Annotated in this window: 15 protein-coding genes and 1 pseudogene; 11 read left to right on the plus strand and 5 right to left on the minus strand. The window is 68.9% G+C overall.

Features of this window, described 5'->3' with window-relative positions:
* The first annotated feature begins 22 nt into the window (after positions 1-22).
* From ABT001_RS15135 to ABT001_RS15165, 7 genes are all read left to right on the plus strand, one after another.
* Positions 23-4288, plus strand: a complete 4266-nt coding sequence (locus tag ABT001_RS15135) for an Rne/Rng family ribonuclease (RefSeq protein WP_351276891.1) — start codon at positions 23-25, stop codon at positions 4286-4288.
* A 330-nt stretch (positions 4289-4618) separates the two neighbouring features.
* Positions 4619-5737, plus strand: a complete 1119-nt coding sequence (locus tag ABT001_RS15140; protein ID WP_351276894.1) for a DegT/DnrJ/EryC1/StrS family aminotransferase — start codon at positions 4619-4621, stop codon at positions 5735-5737.
* The gene (locus tag ABT001_RS15145) at positions 5734-6747 is read left to right on the plus strand and encodes a Gfo/Idh/MocA family protein (RefSeq protein ID WP_351276896.1); all 1014 of its coding nucleotides are present in this window, start codon (positions 5734-5736) and stop codon (positions 6745-6747) included. Before ABT001_RS15140 ends, ABT001_RS15145 begins: the two co-directional genes overlap by 4 nt.
* A gap of 105 nt (positions 6748-6852) precedes the next feature.
* Positions 6853-9441, plus strand: coding sequence for a glycosyltransferase family 4 protein (locus ABT001_RS15150; protein ID WP_351276899.1), 2589 nt, complete (start codon positions 6853-6855; stop codon positions 9439-9441).
* Between the two features lie 23 nt (positions 9442-9464).
* Positions 9465-11051 (plus strand): glycosyltransferase family 4 protein, encoded by a 1587-nt coding sequence (locus ABT001_RS15155; RefSeq protein ID WP_351276902.1) that lies wholly within the window; start codon positions 9465-9467, stop codon positions 11049-11051.
* Positions 11048-12679: a glycosyltransferase family 2 protein gene (locus ABT001_RS15160; protein ID WP_351276904.1), complete on the plus strand. Its 1632-nt coding sequence runs from the start codon at positions 11048-11050 to the stop codon at positions 12677-12679. The genes ABT001_RS15155 and ABT001_RS15160 overlap by 4 nt, the downstream gene beginning before the upstream one ends.
* Entirely contained in the window at positions 12676-13959 is a 1284-nt protein-coding gene (locus ABT001_RS15165; RefSeq protein WP_351276906.1) for a nucleotide sugar dehydrogenase, read from the plus strand. Before ABT001_RS15160 ends, ABT001_RS15165 begins: the two co-directional genes overlap by 4 nt.
* Positions 13960-14040: 81 nt before the next feature.
* Here ABT001_RS15165 and ABT001_RS15170 read toward each other — a convergent pair whose 3' ends face one another.
* The 4 genes from ABT001_RS15170 to ABT001_RS15185 form a co-directional block, all read right to left on the minus strand.
* Positions 14041-15123, minus strand: a complete 1083-nt coding sequence (locus ABT001_RS15170; protein ID WP_351276909.1) for an acyltransferase family protein — start codon at positions 15121-15123, stop codon at positions 14041-14043.
* 211 nt (positions 15124-15334) lie between these two features.
* Complete coding sequence (locus ABT001_RS15175) at positions 15335-16540, minus strand: acyltransferase family protein (RefSeq protein WP_351276911.1); 1206 nt, start codon at positions 16538-16540, stop codon at positions 15335-15337.
* 81 nt (positions 16541-16621) lie between these two features.
* Positions 16622-17224 (minus strand): acyltransferase, encoded by a 603-nt coding sequence (locus ABT001_RS15180; protein ID WP_351276914.1) that lies wholly within the window; start codon positions 17222-17224, stop codon positions 16622-16624.
* 441 nt (positions 17225-17665) lie between these two features.
* Positions 17666-18556 carry a hypothetical protein gene (locus tag ABT001_RS15185; protein WP_351276915.1) on the minus strand — a complete coding sequence of 297 codons (891 nt, stop codon included), beginning with the start codon at positions 18554-18556 and terminating at the stop codon, positions 17666-17668.
* 383 nt (positions 18557-18939) lie between these two features.
* Here ABT001_RS15185 and ABT001_RS36075 point away from each other — a divergent pair.
* A pseudogene (locus tag ABT001_RS36075) lies at positions 18940-19135 on the plus strand (IS1380 family transposase); the annotation flags it as partial.
* Between the two features lie 856 nt (positions 19136-19991).
* On the opposite strand, the gene ABT001_RS15190 reads toward ABT001_RS36075, so the two are convergent.
* Entirely contained in the window at positions 19992-20378 is a 387-nt protein-coding gene (locus tag ABT001_RS15190) for a peptidase inhibitor family I36 protein (protein ID WP_351276917.1), read from the minus strand.
* A gap of 621 nt (positions 20379-20999) precedes the next feature.
* Here ABT001_RS15190 and rplU point away from each other — a divergent pair.
* The 3 genes from rplU (at position 21000) to obgE (ending at position 23181) form a co-directional block, all read left to right on the plus strand.
* Positions 21000-21320 (plus strand): 50S ribosomal protein L21, encoded by a 321-nt coding sequence (gene rplU / locus ABT001_RS15195; protein ID WP_018551604.1) that lies wholly within the window; start codon positions 21000-21002, stop codon positions 21318-21320.
* Positions 21321-21334: 14 nt separating this feature from the next.
* Positions 21335-21592, plus strand: coding sequence for a 50S ribosomal protein L27 (gene rpmA / locus ABT001_RS15200; protein ID WP_014045902.1), 258 nt, complete (start codon positions 21335-21337; stop codon positions 21590-21592).
* Between the two features lie 152 nt (positions 21593-21744).
* Positions 21745-23181, plus strand: a complete 1437-nt coding sequence (gene obgE / locus ABT001_RS15205) for a GTPase ObgE (protein WP_351276922.1) — start codon at positions 21745-21747, stop codon at positions 23179-23181.
* Positions 23182-23344 lie beyond the last annotated feature (163 nt).

A 23344-nucleotide genomic window follows, 5' to 3' on the forward strand; every position in this document is an offset into this window, starting at 1 on the left:
GCGCGACGGGAGAACCGCCCGCATGCACGAGCCGAACGAATCCGGTAACACCGGAACCCCCGCAAACACGGACGACAACACCGCCCCCGGGGACAAGCTCCCCCCGCGCCGCAGGCGCCGCGCGGCATCCCGCCCCGCAGGACCGCCGGGCGCGCCGAGTGCGGCCGTCCCCGCCGAGGACACCACCCCGGCCGTACCGGCCGCCGCCGAGGAAGAGACCGAGCCCGAGGTCGAGGCCGCGCCGCCGGTGCGTGCCCGTCGTCGTGCGGTCCGTAAGGCGACGGCTCCGGCCGGTGCGCCGCAGGCCGCCGAGGTCGTGGAACCGGTCGTGGAGGCCGCCCCCGCCGAGGAGGAGGCCGAGGAAGAGGCCGAGCCCGAGGTCGAGGCCGCGCCGCCGGTGCGTGCCCGTCGTCGTGCGGTCCGTAAGGCGACGGCTCCGGCCGGTGCGCCGCAGGCCGCCGAGGTCGTGGAGCCCGTCGTGGAGGCCGCCCCCGCCGAGGAGGAGGCCGAGGCCCCCGTCGTCGAGGCACCCCGTGGCCGTCGCCGCGCCACCCGTAAGGCCACCGCTCCCGCGGGTGCCCCGCAGCCGGCCGAGGCCGTCGCACAGGACACCGTCGTGGCGGAGCCGGTGAAGGCCCCTGAGCCCGCCGCCCCCGTGGAGCAGACCGAGCCCGCCGCCGCGCCGCGAGGCCGTGCCCGCAGGCGTGCGTCGGCTCCGGCCGGCACGCCGCAGGCCGCGCAGAGCACGGAGGTCCCGGCTGGGATCGTCGCCGAGCCCGTCTCCGCCGAGCCCGCCCCGGCCGAGGAGATCACCGAGGAGCCCGCCGCCGAGGCCGCTCCCACGTCGCGCCCCCGCCGTCGCGCCTCCCGTAAGGCGAGCGCTCCCGCAGGCTCCCCGCAGCCCGTCGAGGAGGTCGCCGAGGCGGCCGCCGAGAAGGGCGAGAGCCTGCCCGCCGCAGTGGCGGAGGAACTGGCGACCGAGACCGAGCAGGTCGAGGAGGCCGCACCGCGCGGCCGTCAGCGCCGCCGTGCCACCTCGGCCGCGGGCCGCCCCGAGTTCACCACCAAGACCGAGGAGCCGACCCGCAAGGGCCGTCGCGCGACGCGCCCCGCCGTTGCCGTGTTCCAGGCCCCGGTCTTCGCCGAGCCCATGTTCCAGACCCCGGAGACCGCTGCTGTCGCCGCGGCCGCCGCGGGTGCCTCCTCGGAGTACGACGAGGACGACGACTACGAGGAGCAGCAGCCTGCGGAGCGCGCGGTCCGTGCGGACCGCGCCACGCGCAAGGCCGAGGCCAGGCAGACCGCTGAGGCGGCCGCGCCCGCCGAAACCGCCGAGGCCGCGCCTCAGGGCGGTTCGCGCCGTCGCCGCCGCCGTCGTGGCGAGGCCGTCGAGACCGAGCCGGCCTCGACCCCGGTGACGCTTCCGGCCGAGCAGCCGGCCGCAGCTCCGGCAACCGCCGTCTCCGGCTCCGCCTCCGTCGAGGACGACCACGAGGCTGAGCACGAGGCCGACGCCGAGCACGAGGGCGACGAGACGGATGAGTACGGGGACCGTCCCTCGCGCCGCCGTCGCCGTGGTGGCCGCCGTCGCCGTCGTGGCGAGGCCAATGACACGGACGATGCCGAGCAGCAGGACGACACGTCCGCGGACCGCGCCGAGGACGAGCGGCAGGCCCAGGACGACGAGGACGACGAGGACCACGAGTCCTCCGCCGGATCCAGCAGCAGCCGTCGGCGCCGTCGTCGTCGCCGCCGCAGCGGGGAGCCCTCGGGTGAGGAGACGGTCACGGGCGCGGACGACCCGGAGCGCACGGTCGTCAAGGTCCGCGAGCCGCGTGAGCGGCGCAAGGAAGCAGCCGAGCGCGAGCTCGGAACCGGCTTCGACGAGGTCCAGTCCATCAAGGGCTCGACCCGTATGGAGGCCAAGAAGCAGCGCCGCCGCGAGGGGCGTGAGCAGGGCCGCCGCCGTGTGCCGATCATCACCGAGGCGGAGTTCCTGGCCCGCCGCGAGGCCGTCGAGCGCGTCATGGTCGTCCGCCAGAGCGGCGAGCGCACCCAGATCGGCGTCCTCGAGGACAACGTGCTCGTCGAGCACTACGTCAACAAGGAGCAGGCCACCAGCTACGTCGGCAACGTCTACCTGGGCAAGGTGCAGAACGTACTGCCGTCCATGGAGGCCGCCTTCGTCGACATCGGCAAGGGCCGCAACGCCGTCCTGTACGCCGGCGAGGTCAACTTCGAGGCGCTCGGCATGGCCCACGGGCCGCGCCGCATCGAGACCGCGCTCAAGTCCGGCCAGTCCGTCCTCGTCCAGGTGACGAAGGACCCGATCGGCCACAAGGGTGCCCGTCTGACCAGCCAGGTCTCGCTGCCCGGCCGGTACCTGGTCTACGTGCCCGAGGGCTCGATGACCGGCATCAGCCGCAAGCTGCCCGACACCGAGCGCGCCCGGCTCAAGAGCATCCTCAAGAAGATCGTTCCCGAGGACGCGGGCGTCATCGTGCGCACCGCCGCCGAGGGCGCGAGCGAGGACGAGCTGCGCCGTGACGTCGAGCGGCTGCAGGGCCAGTGGGAAGAGATCCAGAAGAAGTCGAAGAACACCAGCAGCTCCAACGCGCCGACGCTGCTCTACGGCGAGCCGGACATGACCGTCCGGGTCGTCCGGGACATCTTCAACGAGGACTTCTCGAAGGTGATCGTCAGCGGTGACGACGCCTGGGAGACCATCCACGGCTATGTCTCGCACGTGGCACCGGACCTGACGGACCGGCTGTCGCGCTGGACCTCCGAGGTCGACGTCTTCGCGACGTACCGCATCGACGAGCAGCTGATGAAGGCGCTGGACCGCAAGGTCTACCTGCCGAGCGGCGGTTCGCTGGTGATCGACAAGACCGAGGCGATGGTCGTCGTCGACGTCAATACCGGCAAGTTCACCGGGCAGGGCGGGAACCTCGAGGAGACCGTCACCAAGAACAACCTGGAGGCGGCCGAGGAGATCGTGCGCCAGCTGCGGCTGCGCGACCTCGGTGGCATCGTCGTCGTCGACTTCATCGACATGGTGCTGGAGTCCAACCGGGACCTGGTGCTGCGGCGCCTGCTGGAGTGCCTGGGCCGTGACCGCACGAAGCACCAGGTCGCCGAGGTCACGTCGCTGGGACTGGTCCAGATGACGCGCAAGCGGGTGGGCCAGGGTCTGCTGGAGTCCTTCTCCGAGACCTGCGTCCACTGCAACGGGCGCGGTGTGATCGTCCACATGGAGCAGCCCACGGCCGTCGGTGGCGGCGGTGGCAAGCGGTCCAAGAAGCGCGGCCGCGGCGGCGCCGGACACGAGCACGAGCACGGCCAGGAGCACGAGCACGCCGAGCAGTCGGCCGAGGCCGAGACCGAGACCGAGGCCGAGGTGGCCGCCGAGGTCGCCGCCCCGGTGGCGCTGCCCGAGCCGGAGTTCGTCGCGGACGAGGAGCTGTACAGCAGCCCGGCCGAGGCCGAGGCGGCGGCGTCGCGCGGCCGTGGCCGGCGACGTGCCACCCGTAAGGTGACGGCTCCGGCCGGTGCCCCTGTCTCTGTGGCCGAGGCCGCTCCGGCGGCCGAGGCGGAGCCGCAGCCCGAGCCCGTGGCCGAGACCCCGGTGGCGCCCGCAGCCCCCGAGGCGGAGGCCGCGGCCCCTGAGGCCGCGACCCCCGAGGCCGCGCTTCCGGCCCGTACGCGGCGCAGGGCGACCCGGAAGGCGACCGCCCCGGCGGGCTCGCCCAAGCAGGCCGACGTGACGCCGCCGGTCCAGCCGACCGAGCCCGCGGCGGAGCCCGTCGCGGTCGAGGACCCGGTCGTCGAGGCCCCCGCGGCCCCGGCGCCCGTCCCCTCGGAGGAGCCTGCGGCACCCGAGGCTCCGGCGGCCGAGGAGGAGTCCGCTCCGGCAGCCCCGCCGCGTGCCCGCCGCAGGGCGACCCGGAAGGCGACCGCCCCGGCGGGATCACCGGCCGGCACCGAGGAGGCAGCGGCCGTCGTGGTCACTGCCGCCGACTCCGACACGCCCGATGCCACCGGCACGGAAGAATCGGAATCGGAAACTCCGGTAAAGAAGACAGCGGCGCGGAAGACCGCGAAGAAGGCGACGGCGAAGAAGACGGCCACAAAGAAGACGGCCGCCAAGACGGTGGCGAAGAAGACCGCCGCGAAGAAGACGACGACGAAGAAGGCAGCGACGAAGAAGACCGTCGCCGCCGAGCAGTCGTCGCCTTCCGTGACGGCTTCGGCTTCTTCCGTCGATGCCGGGCCGACCGCCGACTGAGCATTTCGTAACCGGTTGTTCATCGATCCGTGTCCCGCTCCGAAGCCTTCGGGGCGGGACACGTGCTTTGTTTCAAAACTGATGCCTGAGCCGGTTAACGGGCCTGAAATGGGCTGAGAAATCCCTGATAATGTGACGGCGGTCGCTGCCTGTCAAGTTCCCGCAAGGGAACTACGGTCGGTGACCGACCCGGTTCAGGACCGGCCGGGTCCTGTTTCCTCGGCAGGGCGTCGGCAATCTGCCGGTGGGGTTATGCGCGGCCTCGTGAGACGTCCCGCACCCCGGACCTCTGCCTGTGAAGAGCTCTTGCGGTGTTCAAGGAGGACGTCCATGACGAGCATCAACGAGCAGCCGATTCCTGCTGCCCGCCCGGTCATCGGTGAAGAAGAGATCGAGGCAGCGGTACGCGTGCTGCGTAGCGGCCGTGTCGTACAGGGCCCCGAGGTCGCGGCCTTCGAGGAGGGCTTCTCCGAGCTGGTCGACGGCCGTCACTGCGTCGCCGTCAACTCCGGTACCTCCGCGCTGCACATGCTCCTGCTCGCCCTCGGTATCGGCCCGGGCGACGAGGTGATCGTCCCCTCCTTCTCCTTCGCGGCCTCCGCCAACGCCGTCCGCCTGGTCGGCGCGGACGTGGTCTTCGCCGACATCGAGCCCGGCAACTACGGCCTCGCCCCGGCCGCCGTCGAGGCAGCGGTCACGCCGCGTACCGCCGCCATCATGCCGGTGCACCTCTACGGCCACCCGGCGTCCATGGACAAGCTCATGCCCATCGCGCGGAAGCACAAACTCGCCGTGGTCGAGGACGCCTGCCAGGCGCACGCCGCGGCCCTGAACGGCACTCCCGTCGGCGCGTTCGGCGAAGGAGGAACGTTCAGCTTCTACCCGACGAAGAACATGCACGCGCTCGAGGGCGGCATGGTCACCACGGCCGACGCCGAACTCGCCCGCACCCTGCGCCTCCTGCGCAACCAGGGCATGGAGCAGCGGTACGCCAACGAGATCGTCGGCGCCAACATGCGCATGACCGACGTAGCCGCCGCCATCGGTCGCGTCCAGCTCACCAAGGTCGGCGGATGGACCGAGCAGCGCCGCGCCAACGCCGCGTACCTCGACGCGCACATCACCGCCCCGAACGTGACGACGCCGCCGGTAGCCGAGGGCGCCCGCCACGTCTACCACCAGTACACGATCCGGGTGCAGGGTGACCGCGAGGCCGTGATGGCCAAGCTCACCGAGGCGGGCATCGGCAACGCCGTCTACTACCCGACCCCGATCCACCGGCTGAAGCCCTACTGGGAGCCGGACCAGAAGGCCGGCCGCAGCTGGGACCTGCCGGAGACCGAGCGGGCCGCCGCCGAGGTCGTCTCGCTCCCGGTGCACCCGTCGCTCGGCGAGGGTGACCTCGAACGCATCGCCAACGCAGTGAACGCACTCGGGGAGAGCCTGTGACCGCCGCCGCACTGAAGGCCGGCCTCGTCGGCCTCGGTTCCATGGGACGCCACCACGCCCGGGTCCTCGCCGGACTCGAAGGCGTCGAGCTGGTCGGTGTCGTCGACCCGATGGGCGACAAGAACGGCTGGGCGCAGGGCGCACCCGTCCTGGCGACCGTCGAAGAGCTCATCGCGCTCGGCATCGACTACGCGGTCGTGGCCTGCCCCACCGCCCTGCACGAAGAGGTCGGCCTCCAGCTGGCCGACGCGGGCGTCTGCGCCCTGATCGAGAAGCCGTTGGCCGACACCGTCGAGGGGGCCCGACGCCTCGTCGAGGCGTTCGAGTCACGTGGCCTCGTGGCCGGCGTCGGACACATCGAGCGCTGCAACCCGGCCCTGCGCTCCCTGCGCAGCCGTCTGGAGGCAGGCGAGCTCGGCGACGTCTTCCAGGTCGTCACCCGACGTCAGGGGCCCTTCCCCCACCGCATCGCGGACGTCGGCGTGGTCAAGGACCTGGCCACGCACGACATCGACCTGACGGGCTGGGTGACGGGTCAGACGTACACCTCGATCGCGGCCCACACAGTCTCGAAGTCCGGCCGGCCGCACGAGGACATGGTCTCCGCGGTGGGCCAGCTCTCCGACGGCACCATGGTCAACCACCTGGTCAACTGGCTGAGCCCGCTCAAGGAGCGCTTCACGTCGGTCACCGGTGAGCGCGGCTGCTACATCGCCGACACCCTCACCGCCGACCTCACGTTCCACTCGAACGCCGCGGTGACCACCGAATGGGAGGCGCTGCGCGCGTTCCGCGGTGTCTCCGAGGGCGACATGATCCGCTACGCGATCCCGAAGCGCGAGCCGCTGCTGGTCGAGCACGAGCTCTTCCGGGACGCGGTGCTGGGCGAGTCGGCCGACATCTGCACATTGCGGCAGGGGCTGCGTACCGTCGAGGTGGCGGCGGCGGTTCTCGAGTCCGCCGTGAGCGGTACCACGGTCCGTCTGGACACCGAACATGCGGCGAGCTGAAATCCTGGCAGCTGACTCAGTGCTTCACCGTCAGGCCTGCGGCGTGCTCCGGACGAGTGCGGTTCAGGTGACGGCTCGTTCGTCTTCCACCGGAGGAATTGCAGTATGAAATCCCCTGCCCGCCGACCGCGGCTCGCGGTGATCGTCGCCAATGGCATCACAGGCGACTCGCGGGTCCAGAAGACGGCAGTGGCCGCAGCCCGTGACGGCTGGGACGTGACACTGATCGGCAGGAGTGAGACCAAGCGCGTGCAGCGGTCCAGGATGGGGCCGATCGAGGTGGTTCGCGTCCCCGTGGCGACGGAGTACGTGCGCTCGGTCAAAGCTCGCAGATCTCATCCGCTGCGCGGTGCGCTGACCCAGTTCCGCATCCAGGACCAGACGGCACTCAGCCACTACCGTGCCTCCTACCGTGCGTGGGTGCGTCAGACGTCGGCCGAGACGACCTGGTCGGGCGCACCCCGGCGGGCTTCGTTGAAAGCAGTACTGAGGGCGCGCCGAGCTATCTACAAACTGCGGGTGCGTGCCTTCAAATGGGAACAGCGCCGGGTGCCGAAGGATCCGGAGCCCGTTCGCGACTGGAGGCTGGACTGGCCTCAGCTGGTAGACCTCGATCTGGCGTTCGGCCCGGTGATCGAAGAGCTCAAGCCGGATGTCATTCACGCCAACGACGCCACCATGATCGTGACGGCTGCCCGCAGCGCCGCACGGCTCCGGGCGAGTGGTCACAGGTGCGCCTGGCTCTACGACGCCCACGAGTACATCCGTGGCGTGGAGTGGCCCAATCCGCGGCAGGCGTACGCCCTTCCCGCAGCCGAGGCCGAGTACATCGGGCGGGCCGATGCGGTGGTCACCGTGTCCCCGCAGCTGGCCGAGCTGCTCAAGGACGACCACAAGCTGTCCGAGCTCCCACTGGTGGTGGGGAACTCGCCCGTGCGCGAGGTGATCGGTGCTGGGTCCGTGCGGTCAACCGTCCGCGAGGTCTGCGGGCTCGGACCCGACGTCCCGCTCATGGTGTATTCGGGATGGCTCGGTCCCGAACGTGGCGTGGACGCCGTCATCGACGGCCTTCCTGAGCTGCCTGGTGTCCATCTGGCCCTGGTCTGCAGTCGGGTGACGCCCCTTCTGCAGCAGTTGCTGGAGACGGCCCAGACGCTCGGCGTACGCGACCGTATTCACCTGGTGCCGTATGTCGCGCAGCATGAGGTCGCCGACTACCTGTCGTCGGCGGACATCGGCCTGACCCCCTTCAAGCGGGTGCCCAACTGCGAGGTCTCCCTGCCCACGAAGGTGTCCGAGTACCTTCAAGCGGGCCTCCCGTTGGTCACCAGCGATGTGCGGGTGATCAAGGCGTATGTGGAGGAGAAGGGGCTCGGCGAAGTCTTCACCTGGGACGACCCGCGCACCTTCGCGGTGGCGGCGGCTCTGGCGTTGAAGCGTCGTACCGAACTCGCGGAGGCCATCACCGAGGATGTGCTCAAGGAGCTTTCCTGGGAACAGCAGAGCGCCGGGCTGCTGGAGCTGTACCGCACCCTGTCGAAGAAGACGCCGCCGGTTCCGGTCGACGTGGTGCCGTGGACGGTTCAGGAGACCCCCTGGATCGCGCGCATCGGTTCGAGCAGCGGAAAGTCCGGAGTGCCCGTCTGGACTCCGCTCGGGTCCACCCGGGTCAAGCTGGGTATCGGGCCGGCCAATTACGCGGGCCAGGGAGCCGCTTTCGCGCAGGCGCTGTCGCAGGTCAACCCGGACGTGTCGGTCGAAGTCGTCATGAATCAGCGTGTGGAAACGTTCGACTACCCGGCAGACGTCTACGTGGACGCCGCACGGCTCGGTGAGCTCGACATCCAGGTGCAGCAGGTCAAAAGGATCGTCGGCCGCTACACCCACATGATCGTCGATGCCTTCATGCCGGTCTTCGGCCGACTCAACGGGGACACCATCGCCGGCGACCTGGCCGCGCTGAGCAAGGCACGCATCAAGGTGGCGCTCCTGTCGCACGGGAGTGACATCCGGCACCCGGGGCGGCACCTGGAACGCCATGAGTACTCCCTGTTCCGGGACGCTCCTGACGGAGTTGCCGAGAAGCTGAGTACCAAGGCCGAGATCAACCGGCGCATCGCTGATGAATCCGGTCTGCCGCTCTTCGTCACGACGCCCGACCTGCTGGACGACCTGCCGGCAGCGAAATGGGCACCCTTGGTCGTGGACGTCGCCTCGTGGGCCTGCGAGGGCCCGGTGATGGAGCGCAAGCGGCCCATCGTGCTGCACGCTCCATCCAAGCGCTGGACCAAGGGGACGGACCGGATCATGCCCGTCCTCACCGAACTGCATGACAGTGGTGTGATCGACTTCAGGCTCGTCGAGGACATCCCCTGGGCCGAGATGCGGGCACTGGTCCAGGAGAGCGACCTGGTCCTGGACCAGTTCACCACCGGCAGTTACGGCACTTTCGCGGTCGAAGCGATGGCCGCGGGCAAGCCGGTGATCGGCTACATCAGTGATGCGGTAAGAGCCACGACGAACGGCGAACTGCCCATCGTCAGCGCTACGCCCGCCACTCTGCGCGAGGCCCTGGATTCCTTGATCAGCGATCGTGCAGGCGCCGCAGCCATCGGCCGCGCTTCGGTGGAATTCGCGCATACGTACCACGACGGACGCTGGACCGCGCAGGTATTGAGCGGATTCCTCAAGTGACGCGTCCGGGGGAAAGGTTGTTCATGGAGACGCAGGAATCCGGCATCGAGCAGCCCCACAGGGGCCGGGTCGTCATGCTCGTAGACAACAAGGTCGAAGGTGATTCGCGAGTCCAGAAGGCCGCCGAATCCATGGCCGCGGCGGGCTGGGACGTGACGTTGCTCGGGCTGGTGCGCTCGGGCAGTGGCCGTAGATGGAAGCTCGGCGATGCGGAGGTGCGGCTGCTGCCGCTGAAGACACCGCTGGCGAAGCGGCACGCCGAACGACACCGTTCGCTGCTACGGCGTCCTCTTGCGTACCCGCCCGGCCCGCTCGGGGCGTACCGACGGCAGTGGGCCAAGGCCTGGCGCGCCGACGTCGCGACACGACGTGCCGCACTCCAGGTCGTGCCGCAGGCGGTCGGTACGCCGGCTTTCCGCAGGGCTGAGCGGATGCGTCTCACGATGGCCGGTCCGGCCTCGAAGATAATGCAGCGTTGGATCGAACTGCGGTCCAGGCAGTCCACCGAGGCCCAGAAGGCCGGCCGCAGGCTCCAGGGCCCGATGGACCGGGTCTTCACCGCGACCTGGAAGGCCGCCAAGGGCAAGAGGGCCTGGCGCAGGCTCGAACCTGCCTTGTGGGACTACGAGCTGACCTATGGCAAGGAGATCGATGCGCTCAAGCCCGATCTGATCCATGCCAACGACTTCCGGATGCTGGGTGTCGGGGCTCGTGCCGCGGTCCGCGCCAGGGCCGCGGGCCGACAGGTGAAGCTGGTCTGGGACGCTCACGAGTTTCTGCCCGGAGTCCGTCCGTGGGAGGACAACGCGCACTGGATCCCCGGGAACACGGCTCACGAGAGCGAGTACGCCCCGTTCGCCGACGCGGTGGTGACCGTGTCCGAAGGTCTCGGCGACCTGCTGCGCGAGCGCCATTCTCTGGCCACGCAGCCCACGGTCGTACTCAACGCGCCCGACAGGCCGGTCGACAGGCAGGCCGGGGGCGAGGACGACGTGGTCCCGGACCTTCGCGAGCTGTGTGGCATCGGACCGGATGTCCCGCTGGTGGTCTACAGCGGCTCGCCCGGACCGCAGCGCGGCCTGGGGGACATGGTGGAAGCGCTGCCGCGGCTCGACGGTGTACACATGGCGTTCGTGGTGCCGAATCCGGCTGCGGCCTACATAAAGGGCCTGCTGGCACGGGCTGAGGAGCTGGGGGCAGGGGACCGGCTGCATGCCGTGCCTTACGTACCGCACTGGCAGGTCGTTCGATTCCTGTCCGCGGCGAACGCCGGTTGCATCCCGATCCACCATTGGCCGAACCACGAGATCGCTCTGATCACCAAGTTCTTCGAGTATTCGCACGCCAGGCTGCCGCTGGTCGTGAGCGATGTGAAGACCATGTCCGAGGTGACCCGTTCCACCGGGCAGGGCGAGGTCTGTAAGGCCGAGGACGTTTCCGACCTGGTCCGGGCCATCAAACAGGTGCTCGCGGAACCGGAGCGCTACCGCGCCGCGTACGACAAGCCCGGGCTGTTGGACACGTGGACGTGGGAAGCGCAGGCGGAAGTACTCGACGCGCTCTACTCCAATCTGCTCCCGGACCGCGAGAAGGCGGACAACAGACGATGACGACGGCTCCTGATGTCAGTGTGGTTGTCGCTGTTTACAACACGATGCCCTACCTGACGGAATGTCTGAACTCCCTCGTCGGGCAGAGCATCGGCCGCCAGCGGCTCGAGGTGGTCGCGGTCGACGATGGGTCCACGGACGAGAGCAGTGCCGAGCTCGACCGTTTCGCCGAGCGCTACCCCGGTACGGTCAAGGTCATTCATCAGGCCAACTCCGGTGGCCCCGCCGCGCCCAGCAACAGGGCGCTGGAGATCGCCACCGGCCGGTACGTCTACTTCATAGGGTCCGACGACTACCTCGGCGAGGAAGCGCTCGAGCGCATGGTCGGCTACGCGGACGAGCACGGCTCCGACGTGGTCATCGGCAGGATGGTCGGAACCAACGGCCGGTACGTCCATCAGAAGCTGTACACGAAGAACGACCCCGACATCAGCCTCTTCCACTCCAGCCTGCCCTTCACGCTGGCGAACACCAAGCTCTTCCGCCGCGAGCTGGTCGAGAAGCACGGGCTGCGTTTCCCGGAGGACCTGCCCGTCGGCAGCGATCAGCCGTTCACCATCGAGGCGTGTGTCCGGGCCCGGAAGATCTCCGTCCTCTCGGATTACACCTTCTACTACGCGGTGAAGCGCGGCGACGCCAGCAACATCACGTACCGGGCCAATCACCTGGCCCGGCTGCGCTGCACGGCCGCGATCATGAAGCACGCCGCCGCGTTGGTGCCGGCGGGGCCCGACCGTGACGCGCTCTTCAAGAGGCACTTCACCTGGGAGCTCGCCAAACTGGTCCAGGACGACTTCCTCGCGCTGGACACCGCTACCCGGCAGGAGGTCTGCGAGGGCCTCGCCGCCCTCGCGGACGAGTACCTCACCGACGGGCTCAGGGACTCCCTGGACGTCAAGCGGCGGGTGCGGATCTGCCTCGCGCAGGCGGGTGCGGTGGACGAGCTGGTCCGCGCACTCACCGAAGAGGCGGAGCACGGGGCGCCGCCCTTCCACCTCGAGGACGGCCGGGCCTTCGCGATGTACCCCGGCTTCCGTGACGGTGCCGTCGGGCTTCCCGACCGGGTGTACGAACTGGTCGGCGAAGCGGTCCCCGGGCGACTGGCCCAAGGAACGGAGCTCGTCGCCGCCGAATGGGACCAGGCCGGCGACGAACTGTTTCTCGTGCTGACGGCCCGGACCGGCGTCCTCGGCGACACCGGCTCCCTGACCGTGCGCCTGGCCAAGGGGGCCATGCCCAAGAGCGCGGACAAGCCCGGCGCGCGCCGGCTTCCGGCCGACCAGGAAATGGGCTCCCCTGAAGGAGAGTTCAGTCGCGAGGTCACCGATGACGGCCGGGCGACGACCGTACGCGCCCGGATTCCCGTACGCGCGGTGAAGTCGAAGCTGGGTCTGCGTGTGTACGTGGACGTGGCCGGCTCGACGTACGAGATCCCGGTGAGGACCGACGGCAAGCCGCTGCCCCTGGCGCGCCGCTGGCGACAGGCCGTCCCGTACAGGGTGTCGGCGAACCAGAACCCCAAGGGCCGTCTCGTGATCACGACGGCGCCCCTGTGGGAGATCAAACCCGGTGCGGGCAAGCGGCTGCGCCACATGCTGTCCAGGCTGAAGAGGAAAGTAACCCGATGAACATCTGTGTAGTCGCGCTCGGCAAGATCGGCCTTCCGCTCGCCGTGCAGTTCGCCGCCAAGGGCCACACGGTCGTGGGCGCGGACGTCAACGAGAAGGTCGTCGAACTGGTCAACGCGGCCACCGAGCCGTTCCCCGGCGAGCACGACCTGGACGTCAAGCTCAAGGAGACCGTGGGCGCGGGGCTGCTCTCCGCGACGACGGACACCACGGCCGCAGTCGCCGCGTCCGACGCCGTCGTGGTCGTCGTCCCGCTGTTCGTGGACGCCGAGGGCACCCCGGACTTCGGCTGGATGGACTCCGCGACGAAGGCGATCGCCGCGGGCCTCAAGCCGGGCACCCTCGTCAGCTACGAGACCACACTGCCCGTCGGCACCACCCGCACCCGCTGGGCGCCCATGCTCGCCGAGGGCTCCGGCCTGACCCCCGGTGTGGACTTCCACCTCGTCTTCTCCCCGGAGCGCGTGCTGACCGGCCGTGTCTTCGCCGACCTGCGCCGCTACCCCAAGCTCGTGGGCGGCATCGACGAGGCGTCCTCGCAGCGCGGTGTGGAGTTCTACGAGGCCGTGCTCGACTTCGACGACCGTGAGGACCTGCCGCGCCCGAACGGCGTCTGGGACCTCGGCACGGCGGAGGCCTCCGAGCTCGCCAAGCTCGCCGAGACCACCTACCGCGACGTCAACATCGGTCTGGCCAACCAGTTCGCCCGGTTCGCCGACAAGAACGACATCGACGTCAAGAAGGTCATCGAGGCCTGCAACAGCCAGCCCTACAGCCACATCCACCAGCCGGGCATCGCCGTGGGCGGCCACTGCATCCCGATCTACCCGCGGATGTACCTGTGGAACGACCCGGAGGCCACCGTCGTGCGCTCGGCCCGCGAGGCCAACGCCGCGATGCCCGAGTACGCCGTCGACCTGCTGGCCGCCGCCTACGGCGACTTGGACGGCGTCGGGGTCCTCGTGCTGGGCGCCGCCTACCGCGGTGGCGTCAAGGAGACCGCGTTCTCCGGTGTCTTCGGCGTCGTCGAGGCGCTGAAGGCGCGCGGCGCGGTGCCGTTCGTCTCGGACCCCATGTACACCCCCGAAGAGCTGACCGCGCACGGCCTCGTGCCGCACGAGGCCCAGACGGTCACCGCCGCGATCCTCCAGGCCGACCACGCGGAGTACCGCGAGCTGGCCGCCGCCGACCTGCCGGACGTCCGCGTCCTGGTCGACGGCCGTCGTACGACGGACCCGGCCAACTGGGCCGGTGTCCGCCGTGTCGTCATCGGCGGCTGAGCAGTCCGTACCAAGGAGTGAGGCCCCGACCCGGCGTGCTGGGTCGGGGCCTCACCCGTGTGCTGGGTCGGGTCGGGGCCGTCAGGCTGTTGAACGCTCCACGCGGTCCCTGTCCCCTGCCTGGCGGGCTTCCTGTTGCAGCCGGGTGCGGAGCCAGCGCTGCGACGGGCGCTCCACCAACCTGTGCAACAGCCAGGCCGCAAGCAGAATGGCCGCTGTGGCCACGAGGAGAGTGGGCCAGACGCCGAGAGGGCCGTGCAAGTTCCTGATCAATGCCCAGCCGAGCTCTTCGTGCAGCAGATAGAGGGGGTAGACGAGCGCTCCCAGCGTGGCGAATCCGGTCCAGCGGATCCGGTCCAGCTTGCGCAGCGCGACGGCCAGAACGAGTAGGTAGAAGGCGGTCACCAGCGCCAGAGCGACGTAGGGGTGCCGGTCCATTCCCCGGTCGTGGCGCAGACCGTCGGCATGCTGGACCAGGTCGCTCTGCATGACCAGCCAGCTCGCCGCCAGCAGGCCCCAGAGCTTGAGATCCGCGCCGAATCGGTACATCAGGTACATCGCGATGCCACCGACGAACAGTGCCGTGTTGAGCGGCTGAGCGAAGATGCCGAGGATCGGGACCTGATTGTCCTTCTGCTGGATCAGAACGCTTGCCAGCAGCCACAGCCAACAGAACACGCTGACCCGGCGGTAGTCGAGGCCCTTCCAGATCACCAGGAGAAAGATCAGGTAGAAGGTGAGTTCTGCCCACAGCGTCCAGTACGCACCGACCAGGTGCTGAGCGGAGAGGGGTACCTGAAGCATGGTGAGGTTCGTGAGCGATTCACTGATGCTGGGACCGGTACGCGAACCGTCCGGCAGCACACGCCACACCACGAACGCGACGCCCGCCGAAAACCAGTAGGCGGGGAACAGCCGCAGGAACCGGGCCCGGACGAACTGCCCCGGAGTGCGGTCCCAGGCGGACAGACAGATCACGAAGCCGCTGATCAGGAAGAAGAGCTGGACGCCGTAGGATCCGTAGGAGGTCACCGGAAAGAGCCACGGGAACAACTCCTTCGGGTTCACGCCCCAGTTGGCGTCGGTCGCCGCATCCACGCCGGTGAAGTGGAAGGCGAGAACGGCGAACGCGGCGACGACCCGCAGCGCGTCCAAGGCGTGCAACCGCGAAGAGATGGTCCTGGCCGAGCTCGACTCCGGCGCAGGTGTGGCGTCGGCAGAGGGGCTGGCTACTCGGGCCTCGGGCTGGGACATTTTCGCCTCGTCGGGCTCGGCCAGGCTCTGGTAGTGGTGCTGTGCCCGGTCATACTAAGGGCTTGAGAGGCGTTTATGACCAGGTCGGGCAGCTGACACCGATCGGCGGGGTCGACTGCCACTACTGGGTGTTCTTCCTCTCGGGCCCAGGGCGAGCATGGCTCGGCATGTTCGGTACGGCAGCCGCGACCGGGCCCGTCTCCGGAGGAAGAGTCCGCGAGGCGCGGCGGGCGCCGCCAGGCCCCGCGCGGCGCAGCAGGCGTTCCAGCGGGTGTTCCACCCAGTGGTAGGCGGCAGCTGCCAGGACAAGGCTGATGGCCAGGGTCAACAGCCAGATCCTCACGGTCTCGACCTGTGTGGTGGGCCGGCCCAGCCAGGCGACCAGCGCTCTGATCACGATCTCGTGGAAGAGATACCACGCGAAGGACCAGTGCCCGAGGCGGATCGACCAGGCGCCCGAGAACCCGGTCCGGCGCCCTTCCAGGTCGGCCGTGGCGGCTGCCGCGACCAGCAGCACGAAGAGTGGGGCCGAGAGAAGCTGCGAGGCGCTGTACGGGCTGTACCAGAGGTTGTCGGGGACTGCCCGTGACCAGGGCACCAGCGCGAGATGTCCGGCCACGACCAGACCGATCGCGACGGGAAGACCGACAGGAGGCCGCCACCCGCGCTTCACCGCCAGGCCGGCCACGACGCCCAGGACGAACTGCAGGGTGCGGGACGGCGGGAAGTAGTCGAGGGCCCAGTAACGCACGGCCGGTTCCGTGAACAGCGATCCCGAGACCCAGATGCCCACGGGGACGGCGCACAGGGCGATCGCGCACCATGTCCGCCCTCGGGACGAGCGCAGCAGGGGCAGCGTCAGCAGGAGCGGGAAGAGCAGGTAGAACCAGGCTTCGTCGCTGAGTGACCAGGCGGCGGGATTCCCGCCCGCGCGGTACTCACGCCCCGGGATCCACGAGTTGACGAGCCCCAGGGTCGCGACCACTCCCTTGAGGGAGATGTCCGTGCCCAGCACACGCCACACCGCCACGGAGGCGATGACGGAAGCGGCCATCAGCGGCCAGATCCGTGCGAAGCGCCGCCAGAGGAAGACCGTCGCGGGCACGGTCTTCCCGTCGTACGTCCAGGCCAGCACGAAGCCGGAGAGCACGAAGAAGAAGGTCACCCCGGTGCGCCCGTACCAGGTGGCGTCGCTGATCCAGGGGAGTTGCCCCGTCTGCCGTGACAGGTGGTACAGGACGACGACAAGAGCAGCCCAGAAGCGCAGACCTGTGAGTGAGGCAAGCCGGTCGCGCGTGTCCGGACCGGCTATCCGGGTGGCCGGCATGAAGGTCACCAATCTCTGGACGGGAGGAGCGGCCCTTCCCGGGCGCTGTTCCTCGGGGGAAGGACCGGACGTCGTACGGCCTCAGACCACGCGCTCGGTGAGGGCGCCGTCCTTCTCGTCGTGCAGTACACCCGTCTGCGGGCACTCCCAGACACCCGGCTCGTCCGTCCGCTCCACGAGCTTGACGCCGCTGCGGCCCACCCAGCCGACCCGGCGGGCCGGTACGCCCACGACCAGCCCGAAGTCGGGGACGTCCTTGGTCACGACCGCGCCTGCGGCGACCATGGCCCAGCGCCCGATGCGCACGGGAGCGACACATACGGACCGCGCGCCGAGGGAGGCGCCCTCGGCGACCTTCACGCCCACGGCCTCCCAGTCCCCACCCCGCTTCTGCTTGCCCTCGGGGTCGACGGACCGCGGGTTGTGGTCGTTGGTGAGGACCACGGCGGGGCCCACGAACACACCGTCGCCGAGCTCGGCCGGCTCGTAGACCAGCGCGTAGTTCTGGATCTTGACGTTGTCGCCGATCTGTACTCCGGTGCCCACGTAGGCACCGCGGCCCACCACGCAGCCCTCGCCGAGCTTGGCGCCCTCACGGATCTGGGCGAGCTCCCAGACGCTGCTGCCGTCACCGATCTGGGCACTTTCGTCGACCTGGGCGGTGGGCTGGACTCTGTAGTTCACGGGGCTGCGCCTTTCGGGGTGTGGATGTGTGGGAGAGCTCAGAGCTTACGATCTCAGCGGAGGAGACCTTGCTGGCGGCCCATCACCCCAGCGACGGCAGCCCGATACGGCTGTTCCGCTCGTGTACGCGGAGGGACGACGTGAGAAGCGTGCAGGACCAGGCAGAGGCGCAGTCATGTCCCCGGAGCGTCCGTGCGGGCACCGAGTGCGTGCGTGCCTCCGGTGGCAACACGGCAGCGGGTTCGTTCGCACACCCGTCCCCGCCAAGTGGCGAGCGCGCGGGTCGCCAAGCTCCAGGAGAGTACCGGCAGTGCCGCAGAAAGTGTCCCCCGTCGCGAGGACCAGTACACACTCTCGCATCATCGGCCGAAAACCCGAGCTCGCCAGGTGCGAGGGCTTCCGGCCGGCACACCGAGCTGACACCGCGATGGTGGGACGCCCTCAGCGGAAGGTGTTGAAGGCTATGCCGTTGGTCAGGGAAGTGATGCCGCTCTGGACTCCGTCGATCTTGACGGTCTGGCCGGATACGTGTTTCACGTATATGCGCAGGATGAACGTGCGCGTACCGCAGGCGGAGTCGATCGGGAGACCGGCCAGGGAGGAGTAGCCGACGGCGTGGTGGGCGTCGTCGGTGATCGTCCGGCGGGCGGTGGTGCTGTGGGTGCGGCAGGTATGGCCGGTCGCGTCGAGTTGGATGAACTCGAAGCGGGTGTCCACGACCGCGTTCTTCCCGCGCGGGTAGAGCTGCATGGCTTCGGCGCAGGAAGCCGTCGCCTGGTAGCACGTGGTGAGTTCCAAGTTGGCCTGGGCCGAGACACCGACCGCGTCCGGGTGCGCCTGCCACTTGTGGACCGGGGTCCCGCCGTCGTAGAACACCCATGCGTCACGGCGAGCGGCGCCGTCACCGACGTAGGTGCAGGCACCAGCACTGTCGGCGCTTTCGCAGGCGGGGTTCTGCCACCAGCGTGCACCGGTCTGGTCGGTGTTGTCCGTCTCCAGCCACGTTCTGTCGGCGACCGCCGTCAGGTGGTAACTGCCCGGCAAGGACGAGTAGGCCGTTCCCTGGAGCACGCAGGTGTAGGTGCCAGCGGTGGGAGCGGTGAACAGCAGGTCCGCATAGAGCGGAAGGTGGCCCGGAGTCGCGTAGGTGGTGGTGTCGCTGCCTTCATGGTTACGGGCCGAAGCTGCGACCACGGACACGGTGGACCCTGACGCGCTCAGGCAGCGGATGCGCTGGGTGAGACCGACGATGCCGGTCGTGGTGCTCGTGGCCTCCAGCCGCCCACGCACATGCCTCTTCTCCCCGGCGCCCAGGGTCATTGTCCGTCGCACCAGATCAACCGTCACTCCCCGGGGAATCGTGGTGTCCACTGCCAACACCTGGCGGGTGACACCTCCAGCACCGGCCGCAACCATGTCAGCCGCTTGGGCTGGAGCGGACCATAGTGCTGCCAGCGCCATCCCCAGCCCTGCTACGAACGACCTGCGGAAAGCCCTGACTGTCATGGTGCGCATGAAGTGGTCCCCAATCCATTCTGTTCACTGACCTGCGGCAGGTGGCCACCCGTTTGACCTCGCGCTTGCGTGAGGCTGGCCCGACAGGTGGTCAGGTAAGCAACAAGCGCCTCTGGCCAGCAAGAATGAGGATTGTCGAGGTCCTTGTTCCTGCCGTCGGCGGAGGCACTTCCCAGGTGAAGAAGCGTGTCGGGCCATAGCCGGTCGGCATGACGATCACCGAGCAGATCCACCAGGCCGTCATCGAGGCTCCGCCCGCCGCTCGGACGGCGGCCCTCGATCGAACCGAAGGGTGAGATCCGGGACCGCGCCTGGGTCGCCGAACTCGACGGCGACGTTCTCAGAGGCTGGCCGAAGGGAATGCGGCTGATCGTCCGCAAGGAACGGCCGCACCCGAACCCGAAGCACCCCACCGGAGCCGTGGAACCCGGCGACCACCCGACGCGACAGCCGGTCCATCAACATCCCCACCATCAGTACGAATAACCGAAACGACCTGCCGAAAAAGCTGCTGGACCGCCACGGAAGATCGAGGTCAACGCTGTTCGTCTGTAACTGCTCCGTGCGTGCGCGCTGGCCGTGTTCAGGATGAAGTGGGAGCACGCTCATCGGAAAGTTCGAATGTTCCGACCTGGGTCGTACGTCGGTCATGAGTGTCCTGAGTTGTGGAGTGAATTACTCCTTGCGCCTCGGATAGTCATGGGTTGCACCCGGATCAGAAATAAGGGAATTGGCGTACTGTGTTCCTGTGGAGGCATGGGAAAGGAATCATTAACTGGATGGCAGCGAGTCGGACTGCTCGGGCTGCCCTTCTGTATACCTCTGGGATTTGGGGTGCCGCTACATCGCGTACCGATATGGTCGGCGGCTGGGCGGCTCCCGGTCCGTCACGGCCGGGAGCAAGGGAATTCGGACTGCTTGGCTGATGCTTGGGGGTCGGCCGAGTGGTGCACTCGATGCGGTTGGTCACCCGGCCATTTCCGGCCGTGGGGCTTGTTGTCTCAAGCAGGTCCTGAGGTACGGACATTCTCGGCGGTCGCTGTGAGCGTGCGCCTGAGGAGCTCGATTGCGGTGCCTCGCGGTGTTCGGGCGCCGTGTTTCAGGCGGACCCTGGTCACGCCGCCGCGCGGACCTCGGGTTCTCCTCGGGTGTAGCGAAGGCGTGGGCCCCGAGCGCCTTGTGGTGCGGCGCTCGGGACCTGGCCGGGCTCAACGGTTCAAGTGCCCCAGGCCCTTCCGGTGAGCCGTCCTGGTCAGGGAGTCGCGTTGCCCAGGCAGACCTTGTCGTACTGGCCGCCTCCGACAGGAGTGCCGATATCGCTGCTGAAGCCGCCCGCGGGCAGTGTGCGAACCGCGGTGTAGCCGCTGCCGCTGTTCTTCTTCCAGACCTTGGCGGTGACGGATGAATTGCTTACGTAGGACTCGATGGAACCGAATACCACGGTGTTCCAAGGGGTGAAACAGGCGTTGGTGCTGGCGCTGGTGATCCTGTCCCCACTGAAATTGGTTCCGTCGTAGATGCACAATCTAGCCGCCGGGCAGTCTCCGACCGCCGCAGCGGGCGTCGCCGTGATGAGCATTCCGCCGCCGGCGATGCCGAGCGCCGCAAGGATGGCTGCGGACTTCTTCTTCCACTCCATGGAATTCCCTCTCCAATTAACGGCTTGCCGACTCCGATGGGGCTCGGGTCTCCATCGAACGTCAACAACTCCTGGCGCTATCGCCAGGACTTCTGCCGCCGATGACTCTCTCCCAGAGGTGATCGGTTGCGCCAGCCGCACATGGGGACATGGCTTAAAGGTGACCTATGCATGACCGGAAGGAAGGGCTTTCTATGGCGCGGTGGAGCCCGAAAGCCTTAAACGCATTTACCGTTCAAGCTTCGTGACGAAACTCGGCCAATTCCTCGGTGGCACAGGCCTGCTGCTCTCGGTGAACCCAGAGGTCCGTTCAGGCCGCGTGGCGAGATCGATCCGGTGTGGCGTTGCGAGCCCGCGTGTGCGTGGCGGGCGCGTTCCCGCACCTCGCCCGGTGAGGGGGTGGTGGCGCTACTGAGGCGTGGCGTGGCCCCGGTTTGACCCCCCGCACCCCGCCCCGTAATCTTGACCCTCGGCGTGTTTCTGTGCGCCTACCCCCTGAGCACATCCCTCCCGGTGATCCGTCCCCGGGGGAGGCCGCTCATCCTTCCGGACCGTCGTGGGCCTCGGCCCGCGCGGGCGGCTGGCATCAGGGGATCCGTTCCGAGTGAGAGAGAGATCCGCGTGTACGCCATCGTGCGCAGCGGTGGTCGCCAGCACAAGGTTGCTGTCGGCGACATCGTTGAGGTTGACAAGATTCCCACCGCCAAGGTTGGCGACACGGTCGAGCTCTCGACCCTGCTCGTTGTCGACGGCGACGCCGTGACCAGCGACCCCTGGGTCCTGGACGGCATCAAGGTCCAGGCCGAGATCGTGGACCACCACAAGGGCGCGAAGATCGACATCCTTCGCTACAAGAACAAGACGGGTTACCGCCGTCGCCAGGGTCACCGCCAGCAGTACACGGCGATCAAGGTCACCGGTATCCCCGCGGCTGCGAAGTAAGGGACTGAGGAGACATGGCACATAAGAAGGGCGCATCGTCCACTCGGAACGGGCGCGATTCCAATGCTCAGCGGCTCGGCGTGAAGCGCTTCGGTGGTCAGGCCGTCAACGCCGGTGAGATCCTGGTCCGCCAGCGCGGTACCCACTTCCACCCGGGCACGGGCGTCGGCCGTGGCGGCGACGACACGCTGTTCGCGCTGACCGCCGGTGCGGTGGAGTTCGGTACGCACCGTGGCCGCAAGGTCGTGAACATCGTTCCCGTCGCTGCCTGAGTCAGGCAACGCACGGCTGGACGACACAGCACCTTCCGAGGGCGGATCTCAGCTTTCCTGGTAATCGGGGAAGCGGGTCCGCCCTCGGCGCGTTACGTCAAGAGACGTCAGAGACATTCCCGTATTTTTCCGTAGTACCTGGAGGCACCACCATGACCACCTTCGTGGACCGCGTCGAGCTGCATGCCGCCGCGGGTAACGGAGGCCACGGCGTGGCCTCCGTGCACCGTGAGAAGTTCAAGCCGCTGGGTGGCCCCGACGGGGGCAACGGCGGACGCGGCGGCGATGTGATCCTCGTCGTCGAGCAGGCCGTCACCACACTGCTGGACTACCACCACCACCCCCACCGCAAGGCCACGAACGGCCAGCCCGGCGCCGGTGACAACCGTTCCGGCAAGGACGGCCAGGACCTCGTGCTGCCCGTCCCGGACGGCACCGTCGTCCTCGACAAGGCCGGGAACGTCCTCGCCGACCTGGTGGGGCAGGGCACCACCTTCGTCGCCGGCCAGGGCGGCCGCGGCGGCCTCGGCAACGCCGCGCTGGCCTCCGCACGCCGCAAGGCGCCCGGCTTCGCGCTGCTCGGCGAGCCGGGGGAGAGCCGGGACATCGTCCTGGAGCTCAAGACCGTCGCCGACGTCGCGCTCGTGGGTTACCCGAGCGCGGGGAAGTCCTCGCTGATCTCGGTGCTCTCCGCGGCCAAGCCGAAGATCGCGGACTACCCGTTCACGACCCTCGTGCCCAACCTGGGCGTCGTCACCGCCGGTTCGACCGTCTACACCATCGCCGACGTCCCCGGTCTCATCCCCGGCGCCAGCCAGGGCAAGGGCCTCGGCCTGGAGTTCCTGCGGCACGTCGAGCGCTGCTCCGTCCTCGTGCACGTCCTGGACACCGCGACACTGGAGTCGGACCGCGACCCCGTCTCCGACCTCGACATGATCGAGGAGGAGCTGCGGCTGTACGGCGGCCTCGAGAACCGCCCGCGCATCGTCGCCCTCAACAAGGTCGACATCCCGGACGGCCAGGACCTCGCCGACATGATCCGCCCCGACCTGGAGGCACGCGGCTACCGCGTCTTCGAGGTCTCGGCCATCGCGCACAAGGGCCTCAACGAGCTCTCGTACGCCCTCGGCGGGATCATCGCCGAGGCGCGCGCCAGCAAGCCGAAGGAGGAGTCGACCCGGGTCGTCATCCGCCCCAAGGCTGTCGACGACGCCGGCTTCACGGTGACCGTGGAGGACGACGGCATCTACCGCGTGCGCGGCGAGAAGCCCGAGCGCTGGATCCGCCAGACCGACTTCAACAACGACGAGGCCGTCGGCTACCTCGCCGACCGGCTCAACCGGCTCGGTGTCGAGGACGCGCTCCGCAAGGCGGGTGCCCGGGCCGGCGACGGCGTGGCCATCGGCGCCGAGGACAACGCGGTCGTCTTCGACTGGGAGCCGAGCATGGCCGCCGGTGCGGAGATGCTGGGCCGCCGTGGCGAGGACCACCGCCTGGAGGCACCGCGCCCCGCCGCGACGCGCCGCCGCGAGCGCGAGTCCGAGAAGGATGTCGCCCAGCGCGAGTACGACGAGTTCGACCCCTTCTAACCGTCCGCGCCGGGTGCCCCGCGATGTGGGGGCACCCGGGCACGGTCCGGCTTCGAACGGGATTCACAGAGAACTGCCAGGTAGGGGGCGGTTTCGCGACCGGGGATGTGTGGATTAGGTAACACGTCTGTGGATTCCGTCACTCCGCTGCGGGTGTCCCAGA

The organism is Streptomyces sp. NPDC002793 (assembly GCF_040295485.1).
GTDB lineage: Bacteria > Actinomycetota > Actinomycetes > Streptomycetales > Streptomycetaceae > Streptomyces.